Source organism: Desulfosporosinus sp. BICA1-9, from assembly GCF_000802135.1.
The window spans coordinates 26,696-47,989 of record NZ_JUEE01000133.1 but is presented as its reverse complement, the minus strand read 5'-3'; the positions used below and the strand labels follow the sequence as shown (position 1 = coordinate 47,989).

Below are 21,294 nucleotides of genomic sequence, written 5' to 3'. Positions count from 1 at the left end.
TTTTGCTGAATCTCATGCTTGAGCCCCCGCCCCCTGCACAAAACCGTGCCCGGGCTCTCTTTGACCTCATTGCTATTGGGCTTGTCATCGCGGTTCTGACTACTATTCATTACACGAATTATCATTACGAAGTGGATTATCACATTCTTCTGCAATTCGCCTATTATCTCCCAGTGATTTATGTGGCAATGCGTTTTGGACCTGCAGGTGGGATCATATCAAGTTTTGTCATTACGCTGCTTTTCTAGCGCTCATGACGCATTTTCAACATACTTTAACGCCGGCCGCTAAGTATACACAGTGGTTAGAAGTCGGATTAATTAACGTTATCGGTTGGTTAACAGGCTTCTTGACTGAAGAGGAGCGGAAGGCGAAACGCAAATATCAGCTTTCTCTAACAGTTCAAAAAGAGTTGGTGGAGAAGCTAAAGCGAGAAGGGCAGGAACGCGAACGATTAGAAGGTGAAATCCGGCAGACGGAACGAGTAACGGCGCTTGGGCATATGAGTGCCGGGTTAGCTCATGAAATACGTAATCCCTTGGGGATTATGAAAGTGAGCATCCAAATGTTGGTCCAAGAAAAAAGCAACGATGGAGTTGTTTCGGAATACTGTCGGGTGCTTCTGGAAGAGTGTGAACGGTTAAATCGCTTAGTGAGTGAGTTCCTGAGCTTTGCTCGGCCCAAAGAACCAGTACGGGGAAGGATTACGTTGGGGAAACTTTTGGATGAAGGAGTCACGTTGATTCAGCCTGCTCTACGGCAAAGCCATATTTAGTTAGAACAAGCTCGAGATCCTATTAACGACCAAGAGGTTGAGGTGGACCCGGATCAAATTAAGCAAGTCTTTTTAAATATCTTACTTAATGCCATTGATGCTCAGGGTGAGGGCGGTGTGATTCATTTAGAGGGAGTTCAGCAAGACGGCTTTGTAGGCTTCGCCGTCAGTGACGAGGGACCTGGGATTTCGCCAGACGACCTGCCCTATATATATGATCCTTTTTTTACGCTGAAAGAGAAAGGGACTGGATTAGGATTATCCGTTGTCCACCGTATCCTTGATCAACACGGGGGGAGGATTTGGAAGTTAAGTATTTGTGTTATAAGTTCTCGATTATATTTAGAGTTTTTTGAAATAATCTTTATTATTAAAGGGATTCTGGAAACTTATATAGAAGGTTTTAAAAGAAAAACTTACCATTGGCATTGTTCTGGGCATAGTTTTATTTTTTATGGCGGTTTTGATTTTTTATATTAGTGGGTATAGATTTACACCATTGGATGCGGCTAAGGCGCATTTCGACGTTGGCGAAAATTCAGTGTCTTTCGAAGATGTTGATTTCGGTTGGGGTAAAGTAAATGGCAAATAAGAAGTCTAATATCAAAAGGGGAATTAGAATGATAACGATGTTCAGTAAAAATTCGTGGAAATGGTCTGCTGTCGCGATTATCTTATTTGTTGTGGTTGGCATTACAGGCCTAACGAGTTCTAAGGGAACTGTAAGCACTGCTAACCTCAACGAAGCAAATACAGATAACAGGGTTCAGCAACAACAAGGAGATTCACGTCCAATTGAGATAGATGAAGTAAGGCAGGTCATACCTGGAACTCTGGAAGTAACCAAAACTATTAGTGATTACGCCCATGGGCAACACATTATTTGGGTGGAAGGCCGATACAAACTGGCAGAAGGTGATTTGTACCTCTCGTTCCTCGACGATAAGGGGAACCAATTGGAACTAGGTGATAGAAAGGCTGACGAGGTAAAACCGATTGATGGCGATTGGTCAACTTTCCGTCATAAACTTATCGAAGAAACAGGCAAAATAATCGAAACTTCAACGGCAACTATTGTCTTCACTTTACAAGGGAAAGGCAAGGGACAAAAAGGCTTGCTAGCTGTACCTACATTAAAGCCTGGGGGAATTTTCAACCAGGATAAGTACAAATCACAGAACAACGTAAACGCAACCGGAAATACAGGCAACAAGAATTGGCAAGTGGTTGCCAGAACGCGGAGGGTGCAAGGTACTATACTTAAACTTGCGGTGACTTCGGATGAGCTGAAATCTATCGTTCTCCAAGTGACAAAAAATATCCAGCTACCGAATGACCCAGTAGATAGCTACTACGAGGCAGGACAAACCCTGGAAATCGTATTTAATGAATCCCTGAAAAACGCAGGCAGTTTCCAAGATAGGCTCAAGCAAGGCTCGGATTTCGTAGTTACCGTCGCTCAGTACGCTATCCCTCCTGACGGCAAGGTTGTACTTGGAGCCTATTTAAAAGATACACTTTATATGCAAAACGACAAGTACTACGATTCACAAGGCCAGGAACAGGACCTTCTGCCATCGTCAGACCTACAGTTCCTTACGAAACCACAAGATGTTGTTCCTGTTGACTTGGAAATCACCAAAAATGACCAAAATAGTGTTGACGAAGGGCATTCTCCCTGGCAACTAGACCCTGTCCAAGTAACGATGACATATGTCAGCTTAAGGATTTCTCCGAACGGAGTTAAAGGTGAATTTCCAGTCAAGTGGGAAAACCTGAGGGTTATCCAAAATACTCAGAAGGTAGCCATTGTTGAGGTGGTGGGAGATAGCACCCCAATACGAAAAGTGTACCTGAAACGTTTGGTGAAACAAGACAATACAGGTATTTGGTCGGTAGTAGGTTACGACCCAGCCTAAAGCGAGCAGATTTCGGTAAATAACTGCAACCAACCTGTCATTAACTCAATCCTGGGCTTTTCTTTTACGGCCTGGTTTTTTTTTTGTCAGCACTAGGCGTAGTGTAGATGTAAGGGTACGGCATTTCTTGCAACAGGGTGAGTAGTTTTTTAAAATTATGCCACAAACAAGAAGTAGTGGAGTAAACAGTTTAGACTCCTATCAATTATATCAATGACATTTAAACTGAATGATACCCGCAGCAGGGCATCAGTTATCCTGAACGGAGGATATTTCAGAGGACCTCATGAACTGGTAAAAAAGGAAGACAAATGGTATGTTACAGGATTTTCCACTTGGCCGGAAAGCAAAGAACGAAATGATGTTTGTTGATACAGTGCAGTAGGAAGAGCGGTCGGTGTTAAAGGGCTCACGTTCCCTTTGAGGTGGAAATTTAGGGACTAAAAGGTTGGGAGGGAGAAGTGTGAATAGAAAAAGTCTGCTTATATGGAGCATGTTCGTTATTCTTCTAGCTGGACCGCCTCAAAACCATGCCTTGGGCTGTTGGGTTAAAATGTACCCCCAAAGACCGCAAATGAGATCGTTAAGGCTTTAGAACAATCGACAGATTGGGAACCAAACACAATCAAGACTTTAATCGGGAGATTAGTGAAAAAGGGGGCACTCGGTTTCCAAGAAGAAGGAAGGGCTTTTCATTACGATGCGTTAGTGACAGAGGAAGAGTGTATCAAAGCAGAGAGTAAGTTCTTTCTTACTCGATCTTCATCGTCTTTCTGCTGAGAGTAAGGTGAAATTAAAGTATGAACCTGTTTGGAGGAGGTTTAGGAAAAGGACCAATGGTTATTTTTATCCTGGTGCTGGTCATGAGCTTCACTGTTCCCTTCATCCGGTGTAGAGTGTAGACAATGGCGAAAGCAATTCTCAGGGTGTAACACTGGCGGAAAATTGTTTGCCTTCAGCCAGCAATGCCGGAGCAAAGGGTATCCAGGTTCAATTTGACGCCCAGGTAAAGAATGAAGAAAGTATTATCAAAATCGAATCGGCCCAAACAAAGAAAGGAAGTTCGGAGTCTTTGAACCTGATCGTACCCAAAGAAGCAGAAGCGAAAAAGCCCGTTACAGATCTATTAAAGACAACACTGGATATAACCCCGGAAAATGATGCGCTCAAGCTGGATTTCTCGCTACAGAATATCGCAGAGCAAGACCTGTCCTATCCTTCAGTTCCAGTCAGAAATTCGATATCTTGATTACGAACCAAAATGGAGAAGAAGTGTACAGGTGGTCCCATGACAAAGCCTTTTATGGTCATTGTGGATGCTAAGTTAAAAAAATATGAAAAGGCTTTCATTTTCGGAAATCTGGGACTACAAGGATAATGAAGGCAACAGAGTTCTACCCGGGAAATACACCATTACCGGAAAATTCCGGCCAAACTTAAGGACATAGGAACCATTAACCTGGGTGAATTAAAGGCGGCAAGAGATATTGAAGTAAAAATGACAATGATATTCGCAACCGCTAATGTAAAGTAAATGGCAAGAGGAGAAAAGTGCATGTTAATTATTTTACTGCGAACACAAAAAATAGAAAACCGCAGCATCCTAGAAGCTTTGTATGAAGAACATGCTTCTAGGATGTATAAGGTAGCATATAGGATTTTAAATGATGAACATTTGGCTCAGGACGCTGTTCAGGAAGCTTTTATTAATATTTCCAATAATCTCGAAAAGATCATTGGAACTGACTGTAATAAAATAAAGGCTTTATTCGTTATTATTGTTAGAAACGTTTCCATTGATATCTATCGAGTGAGGAAAAAGCAATACAGCGTTTCAATTGAAGAGATTAAAGAAGATTTACCCGAATCGGGACCAAGTGTTGAAGAAATTCTCATGAATAATGAAACATTTACCAGAGTGGCAGAAAAAATTAAGGAATTACATCCGTCTTATGCCGATATTCTTTCGCTTAAATTTTTTTATCACTATAAAGATGAGGAAATATCCCGGATTATAAATATTACACCGGAAAACATCCGAACACGGCTTCACCGGGCCAGAAAGAGTCTGATCAAATTATTATCTCAGGAACAGGAGGCGACAAATCATGAGTGAACAAGAATCAGCGAAGGTGCAAGCAAAGGAAAAAATGCTGGAAGCACTCTTCGAATATGCTGCTGCCTGTCATGTCGAAAACATAATCGCTGAGAATCCGATTGAGGATGATTCTGCTCCTGATTTTGCCCTTCCGCCCGAATTTGACCGAAAAATGAAGAGGCTGATTGCCAGGCATGACAGAAAAGAAACTTTTAACAAAATAAGAAAAAGGACCGTCAGGTTCCTGCCAAAAGCAGCGATCTTCTTGCTGGTCTTGTTAGGGAGTTTTACTATAGTCGTGGCTAGTGTTCAAGCTTTAAGAGTGAAAGCATTAAATATCATTCTGAATATCCAGAATCAATACACCAGCATCCAAACGAAAGACGAAAATAACGGTCAAACAAAACAGGCTACCGAGCAAATCCCGCCGAACTGGAGTGGATATGTTCCCAACTACATTTCCCATGGTTTTAAAGTTGTTAAAACAGAAGAACGTGATATGTTAAATGCTATTTATTATTCAAATGAGCAAGGCCAAACCATTCGATTCACCCAGTATCGAAGTAGCGATATAGACCTAAGAGTAGATACAGAAGATGCCACTGTACAAAATATTTCGATACACAACAGCGATGCACTTTTAGCCGAGAAACAAGGACTTGTCAGTATTGTCTGGAAGGAAGAATTTCTGTTTTCTCTTATAGGAGAAGCAGATAAAGCAGAGATGATTAAAATGGCTGAAAGTATAAGTAAAAAATAATGGAAATTTTCCCAATAAAAGTGTAACAAAAAGCCACCTTCTTTCGTTTATTTGTATGAAGGGATAAATGAAGGGAGGTGATTTTTATGAGAAAGAGAGCAGCAGTACTCGTCCTGTCACTTTTAATTCTTTGCGTGGCTCCCATGCAGGCGTTTGCCCTCGGGACAAATCAAGTAACCAACTTAGAAATAGGACCATTATGGGTCAGCATTACGGAATTCACAAATTCCTTTGAAATTTCCGGCAGCGGACTAGCTCAATTTGATACAAGCCTCTATGCACGTAGCAATATAAACAAAGTAGTCATTAATGCCAGCATTCAACAATACATCAATGGAAGCTGGCAGACAGTCAATAGCTGGACAAGCACTTCTTACAGCAACAGCGGCTATCTGAATCAAAAGTGGTATGTAATGAGCGGTTATTATTACCGCCTAGTTTCAACCGGAGCAGTTTATCAGGATGATGTCCTGGTAGAACAGACTTCTTACACGGGTTCAAGTTATTGGTATTAGGTAAATTTACATGCTTCAATTTCATGCAAATAGCTTATAAATGAATTACCAGCGCTAAGGGCAAACCTGTTAAAAGACAGGGACGCAAAGCCATAGGGTCTAAGGTGCTTACCAGCACTATGATAGCCTGGCTACCGCAGAGACTACGTGTCTAAACCTGCCCTTAGTGGCAGGCTTTTTGCGTTTTAGACGCAACGAGGGAATTCCATAATTTGATGCCAGTAATACAATGACATATTTCAATAAAATATGACCGTTATAGCCTTATTTATCATTTCATGTGAGTGAGGTGCTGGCAAATGGCAAATGGAATTTTAATAATAATAGAAAGGCTAGAGTAGCTAAACTAAAAAGATATAAAGGCACTTATCATGCAGAGATTAATTTCTCCGACACGGATATGTACCTTAGACCTATGCGGAATTCCACGCAGACCCCAATAAGTTTACAATTCAATACACCTCATACAAGCCGTAAAACCGCAATTTGTAAGCCACAAATTGCGGTTTTTTATTTGACAAAAAATCTGAATTTTCGACCGCAGGTTGCAATTAAATACTTTGACACCCTTGTCAAGTCGGTAGGGTGCCGCTCTCCTCCCTCCATTTCTGATTTTGAGAAATTCAAAAATCAGAAACGGAGGGAATCAAAATGCAGGAGGACAAAACATACACCCTGCTTGTCAATAAGAAGCGAATCCCGGTAACCGAGGAAGTTTACAAGGCATATTATCACAATAAAGAACGCGAAATCTATCTGGACAAGCTTTCCGAGCGAAATAATCTATCCTATGAAGAATGCGAGGAAAAAGGCATTCAGATAGATTACTTATTATCGCAGACACAGGAATCCGCGGAGGACAAGCTTATCAAGGCCGAGATGCTTTCCCGGCTGTCCGCGGCGATGGAAAAGCTGACGGAGCAGGAACGGCTGCTGATCTATACGCTGTTTTTCAAGGGCAAAAGCGAAAGAGAACTGTGCGCTATGCTCGGAATTGCAAAGACGACCCTGCATGATAGAAAAACGAAGATACTCGGCAAGCTAAAAAAGATACTACAAACTTAAAAATAATTCCGACCACCCCCTCACTTTTTTCCTTAAAGAAGTGAGGGGTTATTTTCATTATCTCCCTCGCTGTTCCTTGACAAGTGCATATACGGTGTATCGGGAAAACCACCTTTCCCGCCGCTTAGAAGCGGCAAGCCACATAAGCGGGAACGCCATGACCATTCCGCATGGAATGCGAGCGATTACACCCGGCTTTGAATCAGTCTGTTGCGGGCTGAATGGCGATGACGGGGAAAGGGATACACAATGATACTTCTGCCTTGAACGCCTCACCGCATTGGGCAGCCTGCGATGAATGACGGGATCATGTTGGTTTGGGTTGGAAACTGATACCCATGCCGGCTGATATGTTGCTCTCTAGCAAGGAGCAGACCGGTACATACCCTTGTATCAGGGACGTTGTGAACAAGTATGATACATATACTTTTGCCATTTTTGTTTGACGGCAGAACTATTGCGCCGGGACACAAAGCGATTGACGCCTTTATGTTTTTCGAAACCGTTGGTGCTCCGGCGCACCATTCTGTCGTTAGGCATTTTCATATTTTCGTAAATTCAAGGGAGATAAAAAATGTTTGATATAACTACGAGAGACTATTCCATTCTGGAAAAGTACATCCTGGCCGGAAGGATAAAGGCTGACAGCAGTTATTTCTTTACCCTGGACGGCAGATATATTGTTTATTTCCGATTTTCGGGAAAAAGATTTACATACTCCGTGCTGAACTACGCCACCGAGAAGTCAGTCGTGCTGGCAATCAGCCGAACTGTGCTCTCCGAAGCAGACTATCCAGGCCTTGTTAAAAAGTTACTCCACTGCAAGGTATATCAGTTTGTGCTGCCACCACAGCCCCAAATTCTGATTGAAGCCATATTCAGGCAGCTCCTGCCGGAATACGGCTATGTGGTGCGGGACAAGCAGATCGAACTGTCGGTGATGATGTTCGAGAGCATGAGGCATAAAAAGGTCGCCCTGTGCGAAGCCGAGGTGGGTACGGGCAAAACCCTTGCCTACCTTGTGGCTGCCATTGTCTACGGTCTGTACGAGGGGAAGGAAAGACGGGCGAGCCCCTATGTTTTTGCCAGTCCGATGAACCCGACACCCATTATCATTACCACCTCCAGCATTGATTTACAGCAGTCCATCATAAGGAAGTTTATCCCGGATCTTTCAAGGATACTGATGGAGTATAAAATCATCACAAGCCCCGTTACCGCCGTACTTCGAAAGGGAAAGGAGCATTATCTTTGTGAGGAACGCTACGCGGATTTCATGGGCTATCTAGCAAACAGCGATATTTCAATGGATGTAAGGCTTTATCAAAAGTTAAAAGCAAAGACACTGGAGCAGTGCGATATTGACCTGGACGCCTACCCCGACATCAAACAGCATGTGGTCCGCAAAATCAACGTGCCCAGGGACTGCGACCGCAAGTGCCCCTACTACAAAAGGTGCCGGTATATCGACCATATCAGCCGCGCCAGATCAGACGGCTATACCTTTCAGGTGACAAACCACAATTACTATCTTGCCAATGTGCAACGGGAGTATTCGGGACTTGCACCTCTGATACCGAAATGCGGCGTTCATATCATAGACGAGGCACATAAACTCTTGGACGCCGCCTATCAGATATTGGGAGAAACCTTTTCAAGCAGTCTGACGGGTGAGTTTATCCGAATCCTCCACAACCACACCACCGGCAACAAGGCCTATCACAAAAAAGCCTATCTGTTAACCGATGACCTGGCCTTTCATAACCAAAGGCTGTTTATGGAGCTTGAGAAAACCCTGCCCACGGATGAAACGGAGGAAAACCGGCGGAAAAACGTGAAGTTCAATGCCGCCGTCAAACAAGCTATGCGGGATTTGCAGACCAGCCTTGACGAGATATATCGGACCTGCTTTCAGGATATCTGCTGTCGGCAGCTTGGGCACTTGCACCGGGAAATCAGCGGCGGAATTGAAACCTTTCTGGCGCCGAAGGATATCATCTACTGGCTGGAGAAGGGCGGAGACGGATTATGGCAGCTTGCCGCCATCCCCACCAACATGGAAGCTCTGCTCTATGAGGTGCTGTGGAAAGGCATGGCCTCCAAAATACTGACCTCGGCCACCCTGACCGACGACACAGGCTACGGCTTTTTCAAGGAGCAGACAGGCATCGGTAAACTGTCCTCCTGGCTGCTGGCGGAGATACGGACGCCTTCACCCTTTGACTATAAGAGCAACACAAGGCTCTATCTCTCCGAGAAAATACCCTTTCCGGATAAAAACGACGAGCGGTACATAGCCGCCGTTTCGGATGAAATTGAAAAGCTGGTGGAGGCCACCTACGGCCATACCGCCATTTTGTTCACCTCCTACAAATTGCTATCGGCTGTGCATGAGCTATTGAAGGACAGAATCACCCATTTCCCCCTTATTACCATGCACAAGGGGACAAAGAACACTGCCGAGGCGTTTAGAAAAAGCCGGAACGGTGTCCTTTTCGCTTCCGGCTCCTTCTGGGAGGGCGTGGACTTCCCCGGCGATATCCTGTCCTCAATCATCGTGATCAATCTGCCCTTTCCCGTACCGTCACCCATCATGGAGTACAAGAAGAAGGACTTTTCCTCTCTTTCCCAATTTATTGACAGGTATGCCTTCCCGGTGATGATTGCCAGGCTCCGGCAGGGTCTTGGACGGCTGATCCGCAGCGAAACCGATACGGGAGTGGTCGCCATTTTGGATTATCGCGCGAGCAGGTACGGCAAATACCATCGCAGGGTGCTGGCTTCCATCCTCGGATATACCCTGGTCGGGTCCATTGACGAGGTTGGGGAGTTTGTGAAAAGCGTCAAGGCTGCGGAGTATTTTGAATAAATAATTAAGCTTTTTACCTGCCACATACCTTTAGGAAAGGATGAAGATGACTTGAGAATTCTTAAAAACCGGATATTTTTAAGTGCCCTCTGCATTATCCTGGCAGCAGCCATTTCCTTTGTGCTGCTGCCAAAGCTTTACGCGGACAAGGGCGCGACCGTGACGGTGCTCCGGGCGGCGGAGGATATCCCCGCAGGAACCAGGATAGAGGACAAACAACTGGCTGCGGTGGAGGTGGGAAGCTTCGGCCTGCCCGACGGCATTGTCGAAGACAAGACCTTGATTGTGGGGAAGATCGCACAGACCGATATTGCTAAAGGGGATTACCTGTTTTTCCAAAAGCTCGGTGAGTTTATCGCGGATGAAAAGCTGGACCGTATTGCCGTGGAGAATAAGCGCCTGGTTACTGTGAGTGTGCCGAGTATTGCCGCAGGACTTTCCTCCCACCTGCAAAGCGGCGACATTGTGACGGTGGCCGTGTTTTCAAGCCAAAAGAATGAAGGGACTACAAGTCAAAGTGCTTCTTCACAGGTAATCCTTTACCCCGAACTGAAAGGGCTAGAGGTTTACAGCGTAGAAAATTCCCGCACGCAGAGCACTGCCCAGGTCCGGGAGCAGCAAGCAGAAAAACAGCAAGGCTCCAGTGACCCCATCCCCAAAGCCGTCACCCTGATTGTCACCGAAGCTCAGGCAACCAAGCTTATCGAAGCCGAGTACACCGGCAAGCTGCACTTAATCTTTGAAAAAAGGGGGATGAGCCATGAGCGGTAAAATCGTCACCGTATGGGGCGGTGACAACAGCGGGAAAAGCACCTTTGCGGTCAACCTGGCCTGCGCCCTTTCCAGCCGCGATTGTCTGGTGGGCCTCATTTCCTCCAGTCTGACCTATGGCAATCTTCAAATCTTTTTTGGACAAAGCGTCCCGCCGGAAAAGGGCCTGTTTCACGCGCTGCATGAGGATAATCCCAACATCGGCGAGAAATTTTCAGAATACGAGAAAAGCAAGAACCTGTTTTTCCTGTCCGCTCCCACGCACTACACCGGCCTTCTTTGCGACACAGTGACGCTTAAAGGCGTGGAGCGGATGATTACCGCTGCGTCCCTGGTGTTCGACATCCTGATCATTGATGGTGCCGGGGAGCTTGCAAACCCAGTATCCGGTGCAGGGCTCTGGATGGCCGAAAAGATTTACACCCTGCACAAGCCGTCTATAGCGGCGCAAATGTGGTATCAGGGCATAGAAGATTTTGTACGGGAGCTGCACATTGCCGGCAAGCAAATCCATGTCATGCAGGCTCCCAACGGCGAGTTTGACGACAAGGTCTTTCAAAGTATGATGGGACTTTCCTTTGCCTATGAGCTGCCCTTTGTAAAACGGGCGGGCGAGCTGGAAAACGCCGGGACGCCTATCTATCTCTTGCACGACAGAGTATGCAGGCGGTACGGCAGGGTGCTGGAGCAAATATCCGAGGAAATCTGCGGAGGCAAAGCATGATGAATAATAAGTTTTCAATCAATGAGCTGATTTACAGGGCCAACAAGCAGCGCTCCGACAGCGGAGAAAACAGCCTGGAGGCCCAGGACTATGGCGAAATCCTGGATAAGCTGCAGCGGATCATCGCCAAAAACCACTCCACCGAGCTGGCGCAGGTATTGTACTCGGAGGAAGCCGAGGAAAAGTTGAAAGATTTGATTATGCAGTATCTGAACAGTGAACATATGGTGGCGAAAGGAATTGCCAACATCTCCGAGCTGGTGGACGCCGTATATTTCGATATGGCTGGCATGGGGCTTTTATCCTCCTATCTCAAGGATGATGAAGTGGAAGAAGTGAACGTCAACGGCTATAACGGTATATGGATTTTATACAAGGACAAAAAGGTGCGGCTTTCATCCACCTTCGGCAGCCCGGAGGCTTGCGCCAACATCACCAGAAAAATGAGCCGGTTTGGGAACGTCATCCTGGACGGCTCCAAGCCCATCGGGGACAGTTTTATCGCACGGGGCATACGCATGTCGGGCGCCATCGCCCCCTGTGTGGACCCTGACGCCGGAGCCATTGCTTCGGTCCGAAAGCAAAAGCCCTCCTACATCACACGGGAAAACCTCATCGGCTGGAATACGGCCACGGCGGATGAACTGGATTTTCTCACCCTATGCATCAACAATGGCATATCGGTCGCCCTGGCCGGAGCCACTGGCAGCGGAAAAACCTCTGACATGGGATATGTTTTAAGCTGTGTATCCCAGGACAAAAGAATTGTGACCATAGAGGACACCCGCGAGCTGACCCTGACACAGTTTGATGAAAACGGGGTGATGACGAATGACGTGATTCACCTTCTCACGAAGGAGGAACCCAACCCCATCACTATGCTGGACCTTTTAAAACTGTCATTAAGGCTGCACCCTGAAATCCTTGTGCCGGCAGAAATGCGGGGCAAGGAAGCCCTGACGGTGCAGGAGGCCGGACGGACGGGGCACACCATCATCAGCACCCTCCACGCTAACAGTGCGCGGACGGCCTATGAAAGAATCCTCACCATGTGCCTAGAGGCTGGAACGTCCTTGTCGGAGGAACGATTGCTCAAAAACATCGTGGAAGCTTTCCCTATTATGGTATTTAAGATGCAGCTCCCCGACAAATCCCGCAAGTACATGGAGGTGTTTGAAGCCACCGGAGTAAAAGACGGCGGAGTCACAGGCAATACCCTTTTCAAATATCAAGTAGACCAATATGAAAGGGATGAAGCCGGAAGAATCGTAAAGGTCGTGGGAAACCACAAGCGTTTGGGCTGCATCTCCTCCACCCTTGCCGAACGGCTGCTGGTAGGTGGCGTTGAGTTAAAGGAAATCCGCCGTTTTGCAGGAAACGGGTTTATGTTGAGGGAGGCCGACCATGAATAATATTCAGCTATCTCTTGCTATTATTTTTGCATTGATTAGCCTGTCCCTTTTTCTCCTGTTGAAACTAAATCCTTTTGTGATGGAGAAAAACCCCCTGAAAAAGCGGCGGCTTTACCTGTCGGGGGCCAGGCTGAAGATATCCGAGCGGATCGACCACCGGTTCCAAACCCTGTTCCGGCAGACCGGCACCACGCTGAAAAAATTCATCCTGATGATGGCTGCGGCTTTTACTGCGGGGTTTCTGGCCGGAAGCTTGCTTTTTAGCAACTCCGGACTGGCAGCGGTTATGGCGGTCTGCCTCGTCCCCGCCCCTTACTTTTACCTGACCATAAAAAGTGCTAGGGCGGCAAGGGAAGAGATTGAAGGACTGGAGAACATCATGTCCGTTATTACCAATGCCTTTGCGGGATGTGACGACATCATCAAGGCGGTGGAAACCTATGTGCAGGAGAAAAACCGGTATATCCACGTGAATCTGCGCAGGCCGACACCCTTTGACGAGTTCGTCTCCGAAATCCGGCTCATCAACCCCAATGTGGAGCACGGACTGTACCGCCTGTCGGCAAAGGTAAAGAACCGGTATTTTGCCGAGTGGATTAAAATGCTCATCCTCTGCTACCATGACCGGCGGCTGAAATTCGCCCTGTTCCCCATCATCCAGTCCATGAACGACGCCAAAGCGATGCAAATCGAAAGCGACAGCATGATGGTGAGGGTCTGGAGGGATTACCTGATGACGGTAGGCATGATGTTCAGCATTATTCCCCTCATGCGTTTTTCCAATGCCGAATGGTTTGCCATCCTGACGGAAACCACCATCGGGAAGCTATTGATTGTGGTTATGCTGCTGACCGCCCTTGCGACTTCCTTCTACGTAATGAAGGTGACAAAACCAGCAAACAGATAGGAGGTTCAAATTTGCTATATAAAATCATTGTCTTTGTCCTGCTGACTGCGGCAGGCTTTCTTATTTGCCGACAGATACTCAAGATACCCAGGTCGAGTATGAAGAAAAACATCAAAAACGTACAGGCAGAAAAAGAACAGTCAGGAGCAAGGTTATTAAACCTCTTTGTCATGCCCCTGGTAAAGCCGGTATCCCGGCTTATACGAATCGACCCGGAGGAGGAAGCAAAAATGGCATCCATGTTGCGGCGCGGAGGGCTTGACCTGACACCGAAGGAATATCACGCGCGGGCTCTCATCTGTGCCGCCTTCACCCTGCCGCTTTTGCTTCTGCTCCTGGCAGCCGGGGCGACGAACATCGCCCCCGTAATCCTTATCTTTGCGGTGGTGGTGTATTTTCACTTTGTGACCGACCTTAAAGACAAGCTGAAAGAGAAAAAAAGATTGATTGAAATGGAGCTTCCCAGCTTTGTCCGTTCCATCCTCTACAAGCTGGACGACATCAGGGTAAACAACGAAAAAGCAGTTGTGCAGGTGGACCTGATCCAGATATTCGAGGATTACCTGAAGATATCCAGCGAAGTTTTTTACTATGATATTGCCGTCTTGGTGATGGAAATGAAGGCAAAAGACATAGAAACCGCCCTGCGGAACTTCAAAGAACGCGTCGGGCTTTCGGAGGTGTCCTTTTTGGTCAACGCCCTCATCGGCCTGTACCGCGGTGAGCATCAGGGCGAAGCGCTGATGTATCTTGCCAAGGATATGGACCTCAAGGCAAAGGAAGCCCTGCGGAAAAACCTCAACAGGCTGCCCGGCAAAATCAAACTTGCATCCATCCCCCTGGTGGCAGTGACCCTTGCCAGCCTTTTATATGTCATCGGCTCTCACTTGATTACGTCAATGGGGGGACTTTTTTAGTGCCAAAAGGCGATAAGCATCGAATTACAGCGTTGCACTGCGGTCGGAAAGTCCTCACATACAGGAAGTATGCTCCGGGCTTTCCGCCTTGTGCGCCTTGTACTTCTCGCTTCTAGCTTTTTGGAGGGCAAATAAGTGAAAACGGGGCAACCCTTTTCAAATACAACTATATTTTCAGGAGGTTAAGCATGAGCAACAGGACGAACCCAATCCAAACCACAGAGGAAAGGAGGTTAATACCCATGAGAAGCAGAATCATAAGCGCCTTTTTAAGGACAAAAGGGCTGCTGCGGAGCAGGTCCGGCGATCAGATGACGGGCTGGCTCATTGTCGTACTGGTCGTCGTAGTCGTGGGCGCAGTGTTTATGACGTTGTACCAGGGCTCGATTACCACCATTTGGAACAGCATTGTCAGCAAGATTACCGGCTTACTGAGCTAAAATCGTCAAAAACTCAAAAGACCATTGAGGCATGAGGGTAGAATCCCCCTTTTTCCTTTGAAACCCAAATTCAAAAAATAAATGTTTATGGAGGTATTTATATTATGTTGAGAACCTTGAAAAATAAAATGCAGTTGGCGAGCTTGAAGGCAAGGAAGGTATTGACTAATCCATCTGGTGACCAAATGACGGGCTGGCTGATTGTGGTGCTGATCGTCGTAGTCGTGGGCGCAGTGTTTATGACATTGTACCAGGGCTCGATTACCACTATCTGGAACAGCATTGTCAGCAAGATTACCGGCTTACTGAGCTAAAATCGTCAAAAACTCAAAAGACCATTGAGGCATGGGGGTAGAATTCCCCCTTTTTCCTTTGAAACTCATATCCCCAAAAATAAATGTTTATGGAGGTATTTATATTATGTTGAGAACCTTGAAAAACAAAATGCAGTTAGCGAGCTTGAAGGCAAGGAAGGTATTGACCAATCCATCCGGTGACCAAATGACGGGCTGGTTGATTGTGGTGCTGATCGTCGTGGTTGTGGGCGCGGTGTTTATGACATTGTACCAGGGTTCGATTACCACTATCTGGAACAGCATTGTCAGCAAGATTACCGGCTTATTGAGCTGATGGCAGACGCAACAGGTATATCCGCTCATGCGGGAGGTGTGAAAAGTCAGATGAACAGGCAGCACCGGGGCATAGGGGGGAGATTTTCTCCCCTCTTGCCTTTATCTGACAGAAGGGGCAGCTCTTACTACGACCTGATTATCAAGACCTTTGTAATTATCACGTTGCTGGCGACAGTGCTGTCCTTTCTGAGCATTTTCACCACGTATTTGAACCTTAACCATATCTGCCGCCGAGTGGTCCGGGTGGTTGAACTGGATGGGCAGGTATCAGATACGGTCTATGATGTGTTTTACAAGCTAAAAGAGCAGACTGGCCTGTCGCCGGAAATGATCATCGAAGATGTTGCTTACTGTGACGAGCAGAACCAAAGAATCCAGTTAAGGGATACCTTTACTGTGGATATGGAGTACAACCATGTATTCACCATTTTCAGACCTTCTTTCGCGCCACCCGTCCAGATTATCATACCCATGAAAGTGAGGATTGCAGGCATGTCGGAAAAATATTGGAAGGTTCCGGACTGACAACGAAAAATACAGGAGGGAGGCGTATTTGTGTGGCAAAAGCCCTGCGAATCCTAAAAAGTCAAAAAGGGGACACCCTATTTTTCATTTTTATCATCGTGTTTGTCATCCTGACCCTTTCAGCCATCATCATCGAATATTTTCGGCTCGAAAGCCTGTACCAGCAGGTGGAATATGAATTGCAGCGCGGGGTAAATTCAGCGGTGGAGTATGCCATCCTGGACGAATACCGCAGGGATGACACCGCAAAAATGGACACCGCCATCGCAGAGCAGGAGCTGTACGACTATTTTAACCAAAACATGAAGCTGGACCAGGAGCTTAACAAATACTCCGACAACAGGTTTGTGTACCAGCTTAAAATACGGACCTTCTCGGCTGCGGAAAGCCCGCCTCGCCTTACCATAGAGGGCTGGATTGGAACCCGCAGCATCTTCAACTTTTTAACGGGAGAAATACGGCTGCCCTTTACCATATCCAGCAGCAACAGCCGAATTGATTAAGGGGGGTCCCAATGAAACGAAAAGCATTATTTACCCTGCCCTTTATGTTGCTGTGCTTTATGCTGCTGTCGGTAAATGCCTATGCCATGACGGACAGCGACATAGAGATAACGGTAACGGCTCCGGTAGACAGCCTGGCCAGCGAAAACGGAGTGGTTGCCGTGGAACAATTTCCCGCCCAGGTGAAAATCGACACCATCGCAAAGGTGGGTACAATAACGGATGTTCAAGCAACATACAAGGGTAAAACCCAGGCGACTTCGTCAGCATGCATTTTAACAATAGAAGATAAAGCCGACTGCGGGGCGTACACCATCACCGCAAAAACGGACAAAGGTGCCGTCTTCACTGTTACGGCTAATGTGGTGTTTCAGGTAAGGGCCGTCTATGACATCCGTTACCGCACTACAGCCATGAATATTCAGGAAATCTATGAGGGCGACAAGCTGATAAAGTCTTTTCCCACGCCGCAGCGCATTCGGCTGGAAAACGCAAATACCGTTGCCGAGGATGAAAAGGAGCGAATAGCCGGCCTGATCGGCAGGAGCGACGGTAAAACCTATTCGCTAAAGGGCAGCCTGGTGGTGGAAATTCACAATTTTACAACGGGCAAAATTTATGGCTCCTATGACACGGACGAGAATTTTGACCGTCTCACCACCGGCTACGGCTGGACGCCCAAAGCCCTGATTGCCTTTGAAACTATGAGAAACACGGCGATTTCCTATCAGGCCCCCGTAAAGCTTGATATCGAAGCTGCTTGGTGCGATGAAAAAAAGCAGGAGATTTACGGAAAGCTGTCGGCACAGGACAAGGGAGTACCGGAAGTTCTCTACCCTTACCAGACCACCGCCGTAACCTTTTCAAAGGAGGACATCCCCCTGTCCCGCAATTTTATTTACCTGGGGCTGGAATGGGATTACACCCCGGAGGCTGCCGGGTATGCTGACGGAGAAAGCAAGACCCAAACCAGCATTACCCAACCAATCAACTACAAAATTCCGGCAGCAGACTTCTATTTTAAATTCAAAAAGCAGGATGCCGCCGACCTTTCGGTTGTGATTAACGCTCCTGCCACAGTGTACCGGGGTGACAGCTATTCCTTTAACGTGACCTTTACCAACAGTGGAATCCATCCGGCCTATGACGTACCACTCAAAGGCAAGGTGGATGACGACCTGATGAAAGAAATTCCTGAAATGCAAGACTTCTCACCCAATGAGAGCAAAACCTACACCATCCGGCACAAGGCCGACACCTCTGCCGATGTGATACACCTGTGGGCCAATATCGGTGTGCCGGAGGGCTTCATCGATGAAAATCTTTCCAACAACACGGCCACGACGGACATCCGGGTGGTTGAGAAACCTGCACCGGAGCGTTCAAAAACCCCTGAACCCAAAGACAACCCGCAGCAACCCGATAACCCCGTCCCACCGGAGGATACCCCTCCCGTCTCTCCAGAGCTGTGCGATCTATCCGCAAGTATTCTTACGCCGCCTACAGTGTATGAGCATGAGAGCTACAGCTTTACCGTAAGCTTTACCAACCAATCCGGCACGGAACTGAAAAATGCAGTATTGCAGGGGACAAACAACGAGGCCGCTTTGATGCAAATTCTCAAAACTTGTGACTTCAGACCCCAGGAAACAAAATCGTTCACTATCACAGCTACGGCGGGAAGCAAGGGTGAAGTATATAACTTGTGGGCCAATATTGGAGCGCCGGATGGCTTTCGGGATGAAAACCCGGTCAACAACACCGCCGTTTCAAAAATAACGGTGGTGGCAAAATCCTTCGGCGACCCGACAGACCCCGGCAATCCACCCGACAACCCCGATAACCCATCGGACAATCCCGATAATCCTAACAATCCACCGGACGGTCCTGTCACCCCTGATAATCCGCCCGACAATCCTGATAATCCAACTGACCCGGAGGTGCCTGCGAAAATGCCGTGTGACGTATGGACAAACCTTTCCAGTCCGCCTATGGTCTATGAGCAGGAGGAATACAGCTTTACCGTGTATTTTGCCAATTCCACGGACAAAGCGCTGTCAGGAGTGAGCTTAAACGCTTCCATCAACGGCAGCACGGTTTTAACTGTGCCGTCCCAGGCGGATTTTAAAGCCTATGAGAAAAAGGTGTTCCTTGTTAAAGCCACAGCGGGAGAAAAAGGGGCAACTATCCATCTGTCAGCGCAGATAATACCGCCTGCCGAATACAAGGATACCAACCCAGGCAACAATCTGGTTACAGCGGAGATTATGGTATTGGAACGTCCCTATGACCTGGATGTGCAGCGCATCACGCCCGACCAGTACAAGGAGCAGCAGACGGTCATTACGACCATCAAGGTATCCAACAAGGGAAGCCAGGACTTTACACCCGGAAAACAGGTCATTGTCCTGTTGGAAATCCCCGAACTTGCTTTGTCGAAGCGTGTGGATGCCGTTGTTATGGAACAAGACACCTGGAACGTTGTGGCGGTTAAATGGGATACTCCGAGCGTTCAGGCCGATAAAAACATTACCCTGATTGCCACCATCAACCCTGACCGGACTTTGAACAATGAAAGCTCCACCAACAACAATACTTATACCCAACGGGCTGTTATCAAAAACGTGACCTATGATGAGCCGGAAGAAAGCAGAACCATCCCGGTGCCGCCACAAAGAAGCGACCAGCCGAAAGTCACCTGGTGGGAGCAGCGCTATGAAAGCGGTCAATTTGTATGGCAGCAGTTTTACGCAGAGCTGAAAGTCACTGCCACGCTGGACTACGACACGAAAGCAAAGGGCTATCTCAAGTCGGGCTATGGCTTTTCAATCAACGTCACGACCACCGTGGACACCGATTATGACAGGCCGGAGCTGATTACTGTGCCACAGACCGCGGAGGTATACCTGCCGCAGTACCGCTATGAAACGGCCATTCCCTTAATGGCCGACGGTACAAACCATTTTACCTTCAGGGAAAACCCGACCTCACCCTTTAAATATAAGAAGCAGTACGTGCCGGTGTGGTTCCCTGACAACAAGGACTACATTGTGCAGCTTCTTGTCACCGACGTGCATTCGCCTGGAGGAACGCTGTCCAAATGGATTACCGGAGGGGAGCTTAAAATATTCGTGGTTGACAGCATGTATTCCGATGATGTAACTACAGGGAGTTGATGAATATGCTGCTTTGCGCCGTTCCCATCCTGTGGGCGGCAGTATCGGATTATAGGAAGCGGATCATCCCCGATTGGACATGGATTGCAGTCCTTCTGATCGGCGGTGTATCCGCTTCTCTTTTTAATACGCCGTATATTCCCTTGCTTGAAAGGATTTTAGGGTTTCTGCTGCCCGGTGTGAGCCTGTTATTTTTTGCCGTCAAATATGGCGGCGTCGGAGGCGGCGATATCAAGCTGACGGCGGCAATGGGCTTTAGTTTCGGGCTGTGTGGTCTTGTAGTCATCCTCTTTTTCGCGCTTCTTCCCGCCTGCATCTACGCAAAAGCGACAAAGCAAAAGAGCGTACCCCTGGCCGTATTTTTGTGCGTCGGCTTTTTCGCCTATGTCGGTCTTTCCCGTTTTTCATAAAACAATGTTTTTCAAAGTATGATGGGTGTTGACGATAGCGGCATTCAAGGAGGAATCGTTTATGACGTTTTTTCACGATGAAGCCCACCGCCAGAATGTTTTGTACTGCCTGCGGAAGAAAAACCGGATTTATCCCGACGGAAAGGCTGACAACTATTACCTGTCAGCCTTATATATTTTGCTCTCCACTAAGAACGACCTGTATAAAAAGACCCGCCGCTTTATTAATGGGGAGGGCATCGACTTTGAAAAAATGCTGTCCGCCCAGGATTTTCCCAGCAGCGAAATAAAGCTCATCAAGCTGGCGGCCAACCTTTTTAACGGTTCTATGGAGGTTTCTCCTTCGGAACTGATAAATACGCTGGATGATGAAAACTTTGAGATGGCGCTGCAAGCCATTTTTTTAAGACGTACCGGCTGCCATGTCCGGGATTTGCTTCCTGCGGTGGAGGCGGTTCCTGAACTGGAACAGGAAGACGACGAAGAAATGGAGAGGTACTAAGCCTTAATGTCCAAATTGCCAATAGAAAAGACGAACGACTTTTACGTTGAAAAGAAAGGGGTAAGCAATGGACAATGCATCGAAGCTTGATCTGGAAGCTATGCGAAATGTTGATATACGCACGGTTGATCCGGCTACGCTGGTGGATATCTGCGCTGTGAAAATAGACAAAAATCTGCCCCAATCCGAAAGGATCAGGGACTTTATCCGTCAAATCAAAAATCCTTACTGCTACAAATGCGGCAAGGCGATTGTCAAGGTAAGCTTTTCGGAAACAACTGCGACATTGGAAGACCGGCTGGAGCATTATTTAAAATCATTGTAGGAGCCTGAAATGAAAATTTGCAATTTGATGGCAAAGCTTTTGGAATTCA

Annotated in this window: 25 protein-coding genes, 1 pseudogene and 1 riboswitch; all 26 genes and pseudogenes read left to right on the top strand. The window is 47.2% G+C overall.

Going from position 1 to position 21,294, the window contains the following annotated elements; translation table 11 throughout:
* Positions 1-2 precede the first annotated feature (2 nt).
* The 26 genes and pseudogenes from JL57_RS15975 (at position 3) to JL57_RS15865 (ending at position 21,245) form a co-directional block, all read left to right on the top strand.
* Complete coding sequence (locus tag JL57_RS15975; RefSeq protein WP_034143007.1) at positions 3-248, top strand: hypothetical protein; 246 nt, start codon at positions 3-5, stop codon at positions 246-248.
* A 5-nt stretch (positions 249-253) separates the two neighbouring features.
* Entirely contained in the window at positions 254-775 is a 522-nt protein-coding gene (locus JL57_RS34615) for a histidine kinase dimerization/phospho-acceptor domain-containing protein (RefSeq protein WP_291300162.1), read from the top strand.
* 42 nt (positions 776-817) lie between these two features.
* On the top strand, positions 818-1,255 hold the full coding sequence (locus JL57_RS34610) for an ATP-binding protein (RefSeq protein WP_291300161.1): 438 nt from the start codon (positions 818-820) through the stop codon (positions 1,253-1,255).
* 101 nt (positions 1,256-1,356) lie between these two features.
* Positions 1,357-2,694, top strand: a complete 1,338-nt coding sequence (locus JL57_RS15965; RefSeq protein ID WP_034143006.1) for a hypothetical protein — start codon at positions 1,357-1,359, stop codon at positions 2,692-2,694.
* A gap of 567 nt (positions 2,695-3,261) precedes the next feature.
* Positions 3,262-3,453 (top strand): annotated as a pseudogene (locus JL57_RS34605) (BlaI/MecI/CopY family transcriptional regulator); the annotation flags it as partial.
* Between the two features lie 190 nt (positions 3,454-3,643).
* Positions 3,644-3,943, top strand: coding sequence for a hypothetical protein (locus tag JL57_RS15960; protein ID WP_034143005.1), 300 nt, complete (start codon positions 3,644-3,646; stop codon positions 3,941-3,943).
* Positions 3,940-4,017 (top strand): hypothetical protein, encoded by a 78-nt coding sequence (locus JL57_RS36465; protein ID WP_366557040.1) that lies wholly within the window; start codon positions 3,940-3,942, stop codon positions 4,015-4,017. The genes JL57_RS15960 and JL57_RS36465 overlap by 4 nt, the downstream gene beginning before the upstream one ends.
* 232 nt (positions 4,018-4,249) lie before the next feature.
* A complete protein-coding gene (locus tag JL57_RS15955; RefSeq protein WP_034143004.1) occupies positions 4,250-4,810 on the top strand; it encodes an RNA polymerase sigma factor in 561 nt (186 codons plus the stop codon).
* A complete protein-coding gene (locus JL57_RS15950; protein WP_034143003.1) occupies positions 4,803-5,552 on the top strand; it encodes a DUF4367 domain-containing protein in 750 nt (249 codons plus the stop codon). The genes JL57_RS15955 and JL57_RS15950 overlap by 8 nt, the downstream gene beginning before the upstream one ends.
* Positions 5,553-5,638: 86 nt before the next feature.
* A complete protein-coding gene (locus JL57_RS15945; RefSeq protein ID WP_034143002.1) occupies positions 5,639-6,067 on the top strand; it encodes a DUF6147 family protein in 429 nt (142 codons plus the stop codon).
* A 49-nt stretch (positions 6,068-6,116) separates the two neighbouring features.
* Positions 6,117-6,206, top strand: a riboswitch (cyclic di-GMP riboswitch).
* A gap of 512 nt (positions 6,207-6,718) precedes the next feature.
* Entirely contained in the window at positions 6,719-7,132 is a 414-nt protein-coding gene (locus tag JL57_RS15940) for an RNA polymerase sigma factor (RefSeq protein ID WP_034143001.1), read from the top strand.
* 574 nt (positions 7,133-7,706) lie between these two features.
* Positions 7,707-10,001 (top strand): ATP-dependent DNA helicase, encoded by a 2,295-nt coding sequence (locus JL57_RS15935; RefSeq protein WP_034143000.1) that lies wholly within the window; start codon positions 7,707-7,709, stop codon positions 9,999-10,001.
* A 51-nt stretch (positions 10,002-10,052) separates the two neighbouring features.
* On the top strand, positions 10,053-10,772 hold the full coding sequence (gene cpaB, locus JL57_RS15930) for a Flp pilus assembly protein CpaB (RefSeq protein ID WP_034142999.1): 720 nt from the start codon (positions 10,053-10,055) through the stop codon (positions 10,770-10,772).
* A complete protein-coding gene (locus JL57_RS15925; RefSeq protein ID WP_034142998.1) occupies positions 10,762-11,496 on the top strand; it encodes a cobalamin biosynthesis protein CobQ in 735 nt (244 codons plus the stop codon). The genes cpaB and JL57_RS15925 overlap by 11 nt, the downstream gene beginning before the upstream one ends.
* Positions 11,493-12,908 (top strand): ATPase, T2SS/T4P/T4SS family, encoded by a 1,416-nt coding sequence (locus tag JL57_RS15920; RefSeq protein WP_291300160.1) that lies wholly within the window; start codon positions 11,493-11,495, stop codon positions 12,906-12,908. Before JL57_RS15925 ends, JL57_RS15920 begins: the two co-directional genes overlap by 4 nt.
* On the top strand, positions 12,901-13,815 hold the full coding sequence (locus JL57_RS15915; RefSeq protein WP_034142997.1) for a hypothetical protein: 915 nt from the start codon (positions 12,901-12,903) through the stop codon (positions 13,813-13,815). Before JL57_RS15920 ends, JL57_RS15915 begins: the two co-directional genes overlap by 8 nt.
* An 11-nt stretch (positions 13,816-13,826) precedes the next feature.
* The gene (locus tag JL57_RS34600; RefSeq protein WP_242833766.1) at positions 13,827-14,732 is read left to right on the top strand and encodes a hypothetical protein; all 906 of its coding nucleotides are present in this window, start codon (positions 13,827-13,829) and stop codon (positions 14,730-14,732) included.
* Between the two features lie 188 nt (positions 14,733-14,920).
* Entirely contained in the window at positions 14,921-15,172 is a 252-nt protein-coding gene (locus tag JL57_RS15905) for a hypothetical protein (protein WP_291300159.1), read from the top strand.
* A 104-nt stretch (positions 15,173-15,276) separates the two neighbouring features.
* The gene (locus JL57_RS15900; protein WP_034142996.1) at positions 15,277-15,486 is read left to right on the top strand and encodes a hypothetical protein; all 210 of its coding nucleotides are present in this window, start codon (positions 15,277-15,279) and stop codon (positions 15,484-15,486) included.
* Positions 15,487-15,592: 106 nt separating this feature from the next.
* The gene (locus JL57_RS15895; RefSeq protein ID WP_034142996.1) at positions 15,593-15,802 is read left to right on the top strand and encodes a hypothetical protein; all 210 of its coding nucleotides are present in this window, start codon (positions 15,593-15,595) and stop codon (positions 15,800-15,802) included.
* Between the two features lie 50 nt (positions 15,803-15,852).
* Positions 15,853-16,329, top strand: a complete 477-nt coding sequence (locus JL57_RS15890) for a DUF4320 family protein (RefSeq protein ID WP_034142995.1) — start codon at positions 15,853-15,855, stop codon at positions 16,327-16,329.
* Positions 16,330-16,361: 32 nt separating this feature from the next.
* Entirely contained in the window at positions 16,362-16,832 is a 471-nt protein-coding gene (locus JL57_RS15885; RefSeq protein ID WP_034142994.1) for a hypothetical protein, read from the top strand.
* Positions 16,833-16,843: 11 nt separating this feature from the next.
* Positions 16,844-20,008 (top strand): hypothetical protein, encoded by a 3,165-nt coding sequence (locus JL57_RS15880; RefSeq protein ID WP_034142993.1) that lies wholly within the window; start codon positions 16,844-16,846, stop codon positions 20,006-20,008.
* A complete protein-coding gene (locus JL57_RS15875) occupies positions 20,008-20,418 on the top strand; it encodes an A24 family peptidase (RefSeq protein WP_291300158.1) in 411 nt (136 codons plus the stop codon). Before JL57_RS15880 ends, JL57_RS15875 begins: the two co-directional genes overlap by 1 nt.
* Positions 20,419-20,479: 61 nt before the next feature.
* Positions 20,480-20,920, top strand: a complete 441-nt coding sequence (locus JL57_RS15870; RefSeq protein WP_034142991.1) for a DUF6075 family protein — start codon at positions 20,480-20,482, stop codon at positions 20,918-20,920.
* Positions 20,921-20,987: 67 nt separating this feature from the next.
* Positions 20,988-21,245: a DUF6870 family protein gene (locus tag JL57_RS15865; protein ID WP_034142990.1), complete on the top strand. Its 258-nt coding sequence runs from the start codon at positions 20,988-20,990 to the stop codon at positions 21,243-21,245.
* Positions 21,246-21,294: the final 49 nt, after the last annotated feature.